10 protein-coding genes are annotated in these 10,102 nt (G+C 42.3%); all 10 read left to right on the top strand.

Annotated elements, in window-relative coordinates; translation table 11 throughout:
* The first annotated feature begins 668 nt into the window (after positions 1-668).
* The 10 genes from rpmH (at position 669) to rsmB (ending at position 10,083) form a co-directional block, all read left to right on the top strand.
* Positions 669-803, top strand: coding sequence for a 50S ribosomal protein L34 (gene rpmH, locus DYD54_RS10905; RefSeq protein WP_003662232.1), 135 nt, complete (start codon positions 669-671; stop codon positions 801-803).
* A 90-nt stretch (positions 804-893) separates the two neighbouring features.
* On the top strand, positions 894-1,259 hold the full coding sequence (gene rnpA / locus DYD54_RS10900) for a ribonuclease P protein component (protein ID WP_063514896.1): 366 nt from the start codon (positions 894-896) through the stop codon (positions 1,257-1,259).
* A 10-nt stretch (positions 1,260-1,269) separates the two neighbouring features.
* The gene (yidD, locus tag DYD54_RS10895) at positions 1,270-1,599 is read left to right on the top strand and encodes a membrane protein insertion efficiency factor YidD (RefSeq protein WP_063514895.1); all 330 of its coding nucleotides are present in this window, start codon (positions 1,270-1,272) and stop codon (positions 1,597-1,599) included.
* A gap of 138 nt (positions 1,600-1,737) precedes the next feature.
* Positions 1,738-3,399, top strand: a complete 1,662-nt coding sequence (gene yidC, locus DYD54_RS10890; RefSeq protein ID WP_063514894.1) for a membrane protein insertase YidC — start codon at positions 1,738-1,740, stop codon at positions 3,397-3,399.
* A 165-nt stretch (positions 3,400-3,564) separates the two neighbouring features.
* On the top strand, positions 3,565-4,953 hold the full coding sequence (gene mnmE, locus DYD54_RS10885) for a tRNA uridine-5-carboxymethylaminomethyl(34) synthesis GTPase MnmE (RefSeq protein ID WP_063514893.1): 1,389 nt from the start codon (positions 3,565-3,567) through the stop codon (positions 4,951-4,953).
* A gap of 27 nt (positions 4,954-4,980) precedes the next feature.
* Positions 4,981-5,451, top strand: a complete 471-nt coding sequence (gene nrdR, locus DYD54_RS10880; RefSeq protein WP_063514892.1) for a transcriptional regulator NrdR — start codon at positions 4,981-4,983, stop codon at positions 5,449-5,451.
* A 4-nt stretch (positions 5,452-5,455) separates the two neighbouring features.
* Positions 5,456-6,517 carry a bifunctional diaminohydroxyphosphoribosylaminopyrimidine deaminase/5-amino-6-(5-phosphoribosylamino)uracil reductase RibD gene (ribD, locus tag DYD54_RS10875; protein WP_063514891.1) on the top strand — a complete coding sequence of 354 codons (1,062 nt, stop codon included), beginning with the start codon at positions 5,456-5,458 and terminating at the stop codon, positions 6,515-6,517.
* Between the two features lie 404 nt (positions 6,518-6,921).
* Positions 6,922-7,581 (top strand): riboflavin synthase, encoded by a 660-nt coding sequence (locus DYD54_RS10870; protein ID WP_063514890.1) that lies wholly within the window; start codon positions 6,922-6,924, stop codon positions 7,579-7,581.
* Positions 7,582-7,754: 173 nt separating this feature from the next.
* Positions 7,755-8,756, top strand: coding sequence for a methionyl-tRNA formyltransferase (gene fmt, locus DYD54_RS10865; protein ID WP_063514889.1), 1,002 nt, complete (start codon positions 7,755-7,757; stop codon positions 8,754-8,756).
* Between the two features lies 1 nt (position 8,757).
* Positions 8,758-10,083 (top strand): 16S rRNA (cytosine(967)-C(5))-methyltransferase RsmB, encoded by a 1,326-nt coding sequence (rsmB, locus tag DYD54_RS10860; protein ID WP_228703564.1) that lies wholly within the window; start codon positions 8,758-8,760, stop codon positions 10,081-10,083.
* Positions 10,084-10,102: the final 19 nt, after the last annotated feature.

The following is a 10,102-nucleotide window of genomic DNA, read 5'->3' as shown; positions in this document are numbered from 1 at the left end:
GCTGGATCAACCTCTAATAGATTACTTAAATAATATTAAACTATTATTTAAGTAAAATTTTATGTAGTTAAATTAATTATTTTTTTAATTTTAATTGAACAAATGGAAAATCCTTCCATTTGTTCAAAAGTGTGGGAATATTAGCACAAAAATTTAAAATTTCAAAGCAAATTTTTCTGTGGATAACTTTATGGAAAATCCTGTGGATAACTTAAAAATTAAACTTATTCACAGAATTTAAACATTTAATTAACATATTTTTCCACAATTTAAGTTTATGATTTTTATATTTTTTTATGATTTTTCCACAGAAATATTATTTCATTATATCTACTATATTTATGTTTATAATATAATAATTGACCCCGATTAAATCTGTGGATAACTTTTAAAACCCTACTAAAATCAAACCTTTCACGGTTAACTATTCCATCAAAAGATTGGATTCAAATAAACTTCTATTATCTGCCATAAAACAAGTCTTTATGAAAATCATGGTAAATATCTTGACAATCAATTTTGCTTTTGCTAGAATTGGTCCGTTTTTTCACCTCATATTGGTGAATTTTCATTTATTAAACCCACCACAGCAGTCAGCTGCGGTACAAAAGTTGTCACTGTCAGGCTTCTGCAGAGCTTAGTGATGCCAACCAACCTTAAGGTATATTATGAAACGTACTTTTCAACCTAGCGTTCTAAAACGCAAGCGTACTCACGGTTTCCGTGCTCGTATGGCTACCAAAAAAGGCCGTCAAGTTTTGGCGCGTCGTCGTGCTAAAGGTCGTCATCGTTTGACCGTATAAACGACACATATCAAAAAGCACCACATTGTTGGTGCTTTTTTATTTGCCCTTTTTCATATATACTGCTTATTTTAAGCGATATAATCCTTCATGAACAGCCAAAATTTTCATTTTACTAAAGATCAGCGTTTACTCACCCCTGCTGACTTCAAGCATGTCTTTGATTCCCCAATAAAAAAAATACATGGCGATCACTGTATTATTTTTGTCAAACACAATGACAAAAATATGCCACGATTGGGACTTGCCATTACCAAGAAAAAACTTAAGCAGGCAGTCATGCGCAACAAAGTCAAACGAGTCACCAGAGAGGTTTTTCGCCTAAACCAACATGAGATAGCAGATGTGGATTTGGTGTTGATTGTTAAGATTGGCTTTACAAAAGATTTTGATATCATGAGTGATATTGTTAAGATTTTTGAAAAAGTAAAATATCACTACCCTAAGTCGTCCTAATCTTGGATTTATGATTAAGCATTTGTTGTTATTTTTGATAAAGATTTATCAAAAAGCCATCAGTCCAATGTTGCCAGCGCGTTGCCGGTATTATCCAACCTGTTCACACTATGGGCGACAGGCGTTAATGTGGCATGGTGTTCGCCGAGGATTACCTTTGGCTGTGCGTCGTGTGTGCAGCTGCCACCCTTGGGGAGGCTCTGGCATAGATTTTGTGCCTGTGCCGATGTATCGATATCGTTATGATTTGGCGGATGATGCTTTACTGATAGGGCGGACTGTGTTTTTGGATAAATTTAGCTATGCTGCCAGATTGAATCATCTAATGAAAAGTGGCTAAGTTTGCGCTTTTGTAAATATTTTCTATGATTTTATGCAAAAGTTTAGTAAAATAAAGGGTTTATTCACAAATTTATTGATGAATTTTGATTAATGGTGCGTCATTTTGCGCGCCTAAACGCATTGTTAGGATGTTTCCATGCAAAAAATTCTTCGGATTTTAATCATTATTGCCATCTTGATCACGAGTTATTTGCTCGTGCTTGCATGGCGTGATGACACAATGAATGCGCCAAAACCTGCGCCTATAGCGACACAAACCAGCAGCGTTGATGTCCCGAATACGACATCAGGCGGCGGTGATGTCCCTGCAGGCAGCACAGGCGTGTTGACAGCAAATGCAACAGCTACGACCCAAGCCGCTGCGGGCAATCTAATTACGGTATCGACTGATCGCTATGACATTCGTATCAATCCTGTCGGCGGTGATATCGTATACGCGGCGCTAAAACAGTACGATGCGACACTTGATAGTGCTGAGCACTTCGTGTTACTTGAGAGCGATGCTGGGCGTACATATGTGGCGCAGTCAGGCCTGATCGGTCAAAATGGCATCGATACCGCTGAAGGTCGTGCTACGTATACCAGTCCGCGTAATAGCTATGAGTTAAATGGCGCAGGTACGCTACAAGTGCCTTTGGTACACCAAAAAGATGGTGTAACCATCACCAAGACCTATACCTTCAAGGCGGGTGAATACCCAATTAATCTAAGCTATAACATTAACAACACCTCTACTTCTGCTTGGCAAGGTCAGATGTATGCGCAGTTAAAGCGTGACAACAGTGCTGATCCTGGTGTTGAAGATAAGGGCATGATGAGCATGGCAACCTACCTAGGTGGTGCTTGGGGTACGCCTGATGATCCTTATAACAAACTAAAATTTGGCAACTTTAATGACGGCGAGCTTAACATTACAAGTCGTGATGGTTGGGTGGCGATCATTCAGCATTATTTCGTGTCAGCGTGGACGCCAGGCGAGTTTGATGGTCACTTCTACAGCCGCACCAGTGGCAATGATCATTTTATTGGCTTTAACAGCCCTGTAGTTAATGTGGCTGCCGGCAAACAAATCACGCTAGATGCTACGCTATACGCCGGTCCTAAAGTTCAAAAAGAGCTAGAACCTGTAGCAACCGGACTTGAAAAAACAGTCGATTACGGCGTGTTTTGGCCGATTTCTAAGCCGCTATTTATGGTGCTAGAAGCGCTATATAAGATCCTTGGAAACTGGGGTTGGGCGATTGTTGGCTTGACAATTTTGGTTAAAATTGCACTGTTCTGGTTGTCTAACAAGAGCTACATGTCTATGGCAAAAATGCGTGCCATTGCGCCAAAGCTACAAGCGCTTAAAGACAAGCACGGCGACGACCGCATGGCAATGAGCCAAGAGATGATGCAGCTTTATCGTGATGAGAAAGTGAACCCGATGGCAGGCTGTCTGCCAATTTTAATTCAGATGCCGATTTTCCTTGGGTTATATTGGTGTTTGGCTGAGAGTGTTGAGCTTCGTCATGCGCCTTGGATTCTATGGATTAAAGACTTGTCCGCGATGGATCCTTGGTTTATTTTGCCAATCATCATGGCGGGCACGATGTTCGTTCAGCAGTTACTAAACCCGCAGCCGACAGATCCGATGCAGGCTAAGATGATGAAGATCATGCCGCTTGTGTTTGCAGTGTTTATGCTGTTCTTCCCAGCAGGCTTGGTGCTTTATTGGACAGTGAATAACTTGTTCAGCATGGCACATCAGCACTGGGTAAATAAGCGTGTTGAAAGACAAATGCAGGCACGTGCATAACTATCCCATTAAACCCAAAAAAAATCCCGTCAAATTGGCGGGATTTTTTGTTGGTTGGAGTTTACGAATGTTTTAAGGTGATTTATTGAACAACAGATAGTTCTATAACTTTTCTGCCAAAAGTGCTACAATAAAAGGTTATCAAAAAATAATTTTAGTAAATTTATGACTATCACCGAAATCATTCAAAACCCTACGATTGCAGCCATCGCCACGCCCATTGGGCAAGGTGGTGTTGGTGTCATTCGTTTATCAGGTAAAGATGCTTATGAGATCGGCTGTAAGATCAGCCAAACGTCATCTTTGACGCCACGCCATGCGCATTTCACTAAGTTCATGGGCGATGCGGGTGTGATTGATGAAGGGGTGGTGATTTATTTTAAGGCGCCGCATTCTTTTACTGGTGAGGATGTGGTAGAGATTCAGGGGCATGGCGGTGTTGTGCTTCAGAATCTGCTTCTTGCGCGTTGTTTTGAGCTGGGTGCACGTCAAGCAACTGCCGGTGAATTTTCCATGCGTGCCTTTGAAAATGATAAGATTGACCTTGTGCAAGCCGAGGCAATCAGTGATGCCATTAGCGCAACCAGCATCGCCCAAGCCACCAGTGCCATTCGTTCTTTATCGGGTGAATTTTCTAACAAAATTAATGATCTGCTGGATAAATTAACCAACCTGCGATTATATGTTGAGGCGAGCATTGATTTTCCAGACGAAGAAGATGTGGATTTTTTATCAGATGGCGTGATTGAAGCTAAGATTGATGAGATTTTGTCGAAATTAGATGAGATTTTGGCCACAGCTCATCAAGGGCAGCTGCTTCGCGATGGTGTACATGTGGTGCTGGCAGGTAAGCCCAACGCTGGCAAATCAAGCCTTTTGAATCGATTGGCGGGCACTGAGCGTGCAATCGTAACCGATATCGCAGGGACAACTCGTGACACCCTAGAAGAGCAGCTGAATTTAGATGGGCTTAGTGTGCATTTAACGGATACTGCAGGACTTAGACAAACTGATGACAAAGTAGAGCAGATAGGCATCCACCGTGCCAAAGAAGCCATCCATCGCGCTGATATTCTCTTGATGGTGTATGATGTGACTGCTGAGAATGATCCTGTGTCGCTCGCAAAATCACTGTTCGAGGCCGAAGATTTTAAGAGGTTAAATAAGAAACTTATCATGGTGGCAAATAAATCTGATTTATTGAATAATGTTTCACGTGAAACAGATGATACTAATGCCTTGTATGAGAACTTAATCAATGTTTCATGTGAAACTGGTGAAGGTATTGATCGTTTGATTGAGTATTTGAAGCAAAAAGTAGGTTTTCACCCGCCAGAGAACAGCTTAATTGCCCGTACGCGCCATATTGATGCATTAAAACGCGCTAAGGCGCATGTTATCGACGCCAAAGAACAGCTGACAGTATTCTTTGCCGGTGAATTGGTGGCAGAGAGTTTAAGAGCATCACAGCAGGCATTGGGCGAGATTACAGGTCAGGTGAGTGCCGATGAGCTGCTTGGTAAGATTTTTTCCAGTTTTTGCATTGGTAAGTAATGCAATTGGATAATAAAGGAGTGACGGATGTATTGCCCTTATTGTAACGCGCTAGACACCAAGGTGATCGATTCTAGGCTGGCAGCTGAAGGCGCTCAAGTACGCAGACGGCGTCAATGCACAGAATGTGGTGAAAGGTTTACTACATTTGAAGTGGTGGAAGTTGTCATGCCGCGCATCATTAAGGCAAATGGGCGCATTGAGCCTTATGATCAGAACAAATTAAGACGCTCTATTTCACTGCCATTGCAAAAACGCCCTGTTACCAGTGATGAGATTGATGCCACCATTGGGCGTGTCGAACATAAGCTACGTAATATGGGTGAGCGTGAGATTTCTAGTAAGATGGTGGGCGAGGTGGTCATGTCTGAATTAAAAGGATTGGATGACGTGGCTTACGTAAGATTTGCCAGTATTTATCGGGATTTTCAAGACATCGCGGCATTCCAAGCTGAGCTTGCCAGCATTCATGCTGATGTAGAAGTTGTGGAGAGGTAGCTTCATGACCCAGTTATCTTATGATAAAAATTACACATCAGAGGATGTGTATTATATGAATCTTGCCATTGCGGAGGCAAAAAAAGGTAGTTTTACTACAAAACCAAATCCTGCAGTAGGCTGTGTTATTGTTAAGAATAATTTAATAATTGGAATTGGATTTCACCCTAAGGCTGGCATGCCACATGCTGAAGTTTATGCGCTAAGAGATGCAGAATCTAAAGGTATTGATGTCTCAGGAGCGACAGCCTATGTGACGTTAGAGCCCTGCAGTCATACCGGCAGGACGCCGCCATGTGCCGAGGCGCTAGTAAAAGCCAATCTAGCGCGCGTTGTTGTCGCTACGCTAGACGTTAACCCTCTCGTGTCTGGTAACGGTGTTAAGAGACTCATACAAGCGGGTATCTTAGTCACGGTTGGCGTGTGTGAAGATGAAGCTAAAGCATTAAATAAAGGCTTCTTAACCGCCATGGCAACCAAAAAGCCCTATGTACGCTTAAAAATGGCAATGAGCCTAGATGGTAAAATTGCCATGAGTAGCGGCGAATCTAAATGGATAACTGGTGTAGAAGCGCGAGAAGACGTCCAGAAACTTCGTGCAAAAAGTGGTGCTATCATCACTGGTTCTGGTACTGTTATCGCAGATGATCCAGCCTTAAATGTACGCTCCAAGATGTTGGGGATTGCTGCAGATGAGATTATTCAGCCCAAGATAGTGGTGGTTGATAGAAGCTGCAAGCTTGATTATTGTGATGATTATCAAGTATTTAAAGATAAAAACACCCTGCTATGGCGAGATGATTTAGAGACGCTACTTGATGTACTGGCGGCCCAGTATCAATGTCACGATGTGCTGGTTGAGTCAGGAAGTGTGTTGGCGGGTGCTTTTATTGAAAAAGGGCTGGTAGATGAGCTTATTATATATCAAGCGCCTTGTATTTTGGGCAACACTGCAAAAACAGCATTTGAATTTACGCTGGAAACACTGGCATCACAAAAAAAATTTAATTTAATAGAGTATAAAAAGATCGGCAACGATCTAAAATTGGCATTCCAAAAGATCTGATGAATCAGTAAGAAATAAAGTTATCCACAGATAAAAATAGATGATTCGAATCATCATTCCTATTAATTTTTAGGTTAAGAATCATTGTGGATAAATTTATTGAATTAGTGACGTATTTATCTGATATTTTTCAATAAATACATGATTTTATTAATGTTTCATGTGAAACATTGACCTAATATTGGTTGCTATTTATTCGTTATTTGTTTGTGGATAACTTTTATTGTCTTTACAGTATAATTGCCTAAATATCCAAAAGATTTAGAGTTATCCACAGGATTTTTATCATTGATATATTTTGCTAATCTGATAACTTTATGAATAAATAATTTAATGAGTTATATCAATTAAATTTTGATTTAAATAATATTAATAATCTAAAAATTAGGATGTTGAGACTAAGTATGTTTACAGGTATCATAGAGACGACAGGCACGCTGACCGCCATTACGCCCACAGGCGGCGATGTGCGATTAACCATTTCCGCCCCCGAGCTTGATTTTGGCGATGTCAAATTGGGCGATTCGATTGCGTCCAACGGCATTTGCTTGACGGTGGTGGCGATAGACGGCAACAGCTATGTGGTAGATGTTTCACGTGAAACATTAGCCATTTCCGCCCTAAACGTCTGGAGGGTGGGCGACACGCTAAACCTAGAAAAAGCCATGCTCCCAACCACACGTTTTGGTGGGCATATCGTGGCAGGTCATGTGGACGGCGTGGGCAAAATCGTCAAAATCGCCAAAGACGCTCGCTCGGTCTATATAGAAATCACCCTACCGCCCGAGCTCATGAAATACACCGCTGACAAAGGCTCAATCACGGTGGACGGTATCAGTCTCACGACCAACCGCATAAAGCCGTCTGAACATATCGTCTGCCTAAATATCATTCCGCATACGGCTGAGATGACCAACATCGCACGACATTGGACGGTGGGGCGAGTGGTGAACATAGAAGTGGATTTGGTGGCACGGTATTTGGAGCGACTTATCGGGGCAAAAGCCGACACACCCCAAAGCAGAATTACTGAAGAGTTGTTAATAAAAAGTGGGTTTTTTTAAATAGACTTAATGAACTCAATATTTGGTATAGGATTTGTGGTGGCGTGCTGTACACGCCTATAAAATAAGAATAGCAAAGGACGTGTTCAGCACGTCCCTACATTCACATTATTAAATTGGATTGCGGTAATTTAAAAATCTATGATAATTACCCAATATTATAAAGGTAAAAAATGAACCATAAATTACGCCTAATTTTCGCAGGCACGCCCGACTTTGCCAAAGTCGCCTTACAAGCCCTGATTGACCGCCAAGATGAGCTAAATCTTGATATTGTGGCGGTCTATACTCAGCCCGACCGCAAGGCAGGACGGGGACAAAAATTGACCGCCAGTCCCGTCAAAGAGCTTGCTCTTAGCCATAATATCCCTGTGGAACAGCCGATAAGTTTTAGCTTAAAGCATGAAAACGGACAGGTTTCACGTGAAACACTTGCCAATTATCGCCCTGAGGTGATGATTGTTTGTGCGTACGGTTTGATTTTACCACTTGGCGTGTTAAATACTCCAACCTATGGTTGCCTAAATATTCACGGCTCGCTCCTGCCTAGGTGGCGTGGGGCGGCTCCCATTCATCGGGCGATTTTAGCGGGCGATACGACCACAGGCATTACTATCATGCAGATGAATCAAGGGCTTGATACGGGCGATATGCTCTACAAGCTCCCTTGCGACATTATAGATACTGACACGACCCAAACGCTTTATGACAAACTTGCCGAGCTTGGTGGGCAGGCGATGATAACGGTATTAAAAGAGTTGGCGACTTTTCAAGCCAATGCCGAGCCACAAGACGACAGTCTTGCCAATTATGCCGAAAAAGTAAGCACCGATGAAGGGCAAATCAACTGGCAAAATTCTGCTCATCACATTAACCGTCAAATCCGTGCGTTAAATGCGTTTGCTTTTTTAAATGGCGAGCGTATCAAGGTGCTAGAATGTACGCCCATAAAGCCTGACCAAACCACGACCGAGACGGCAGGTAAGATTGTAAGCATTGGGCGAAAGGCGGTGCTGGTGGCATGTGGTGCTGATGACAATGGTGATAAGCATTTGATAAATATCACAAAAATGCAATGGGCAGGGGGTAAGCCTTTGACCGCTGAACAAATTGCGGTGGGTGATAAATTAAAAGACGGGCAAGTTTTTGATAATAATGCTGACAATGGGCAATAATATGCAAATCAATCCACAATTACCCGTCCGAGCCAATATTATTCTAACCCTTGAAAAAATCAATCAAGGGCAATCTTTATCATTATTATTGAACGATTTATTAACTGCCGTCAAAGATAATGAAAAAGGCTTTACTCATGAATTATTATTAGGCACGCTTCGTCATTGGCACGCCATTAGTCGCATTGGCGAGAGTTTGATAAAACAGCCCCCAACCGATATTGGCATTGCTTGTGCGTTAAATATGGGCTTGTATGAACTTTTATATATGAACACGCCTGATTATGCCATTATTAACGAAACATTAAATGCGGTCAAATCTTTAAATAAAAATTATGGCGTGGGACTTATTAACGCCATATTGCGAAAAGTGGCGGATAAAAAAGAAAAATTCGCCAAAAAGACAAATAAAAATCACAGCCTGCCGAATTGGCTTGCCAAAGAATTAAAGCAAGATTGGGGCGATTATTATGAAAATTTGGGGCAAAATTTGCGAAAGTCTGCTCCGATATTTTTGCGTGTGAATGGCAAATTTAGCACGCTTACATATTATGCCAATCTGTTAAATTCTGCCAATATCGCCCATGAAATCCTACCGCTTGGCGTGGCACACGAGCGTGTGATTAAGCTGACTGCTTCGCAAAAAGTACAATTCCTGCCACATTTTCAAGACGGCTTTGTGAGTGTGCAAGACCGCCATGCCCAGCTTTGCGGACATATTTTAAAGGCATTAAATCTACCCAAAAACCTAAGACTGCTGGACGCTTGCACCGCCCCTGGTGGGAAATTAGCTCAACTATTGGAGTTGTCAAACGATGTGTTTCACGTGGAACATATTACGGCATTAGACAATGACGAAAAACGTCTAAACCGTGTGCATGACAATTTGGCTCGCTTGGGGTTGGCGGACAAGGCGGACGTGATTTGTGCGGATGGCACGAGTTATCAGGCGGACACGCCCTTTGATGTCATCGTGCTTGACGCTCCGTGCAGTGCCACGGGGGTCATCAGGCGACACCCTGACATTGCCCTGCTTCGCGCCGAGCAAGATGTCGCCCAAACGGTCGCCTTGCAAGCGGATATTTTACAAAATCTATGGCAAAATCTGGCGGTGGGCGGACATTTGCTCTATATTACCTGCTCCTTGTTAAAGGCGGAAAACGAACGCCAAATCACAAATTTCCTTGCCAAAATGTCAAACGCCAAAGCGGTGGATTTTGAATTGACCCTACCCAATCAAATCAAGCAAGCGGTGGGTTATCAATGTTTGCCGTTAAATGACGATGACGGCGACGGGTTTTATTATGCGTTGCTACAAAAAGTGTAACGGCATTTGCCAAACTGTG

This window comes from Moraxella ovis, from assembly GCF_900453105.1.
GTDB classification, from domain to species: Bacteria; Pseudomonadota; Gammaproteobacteria; order Pseudomonadales; family Moraxellaceae; genus Moraxella; species Moraxella ovis.
Note: the sequence above shows the minus strand (reverse complement) of the source record. Positions and strands in the feature narration are given on the sequence as shown.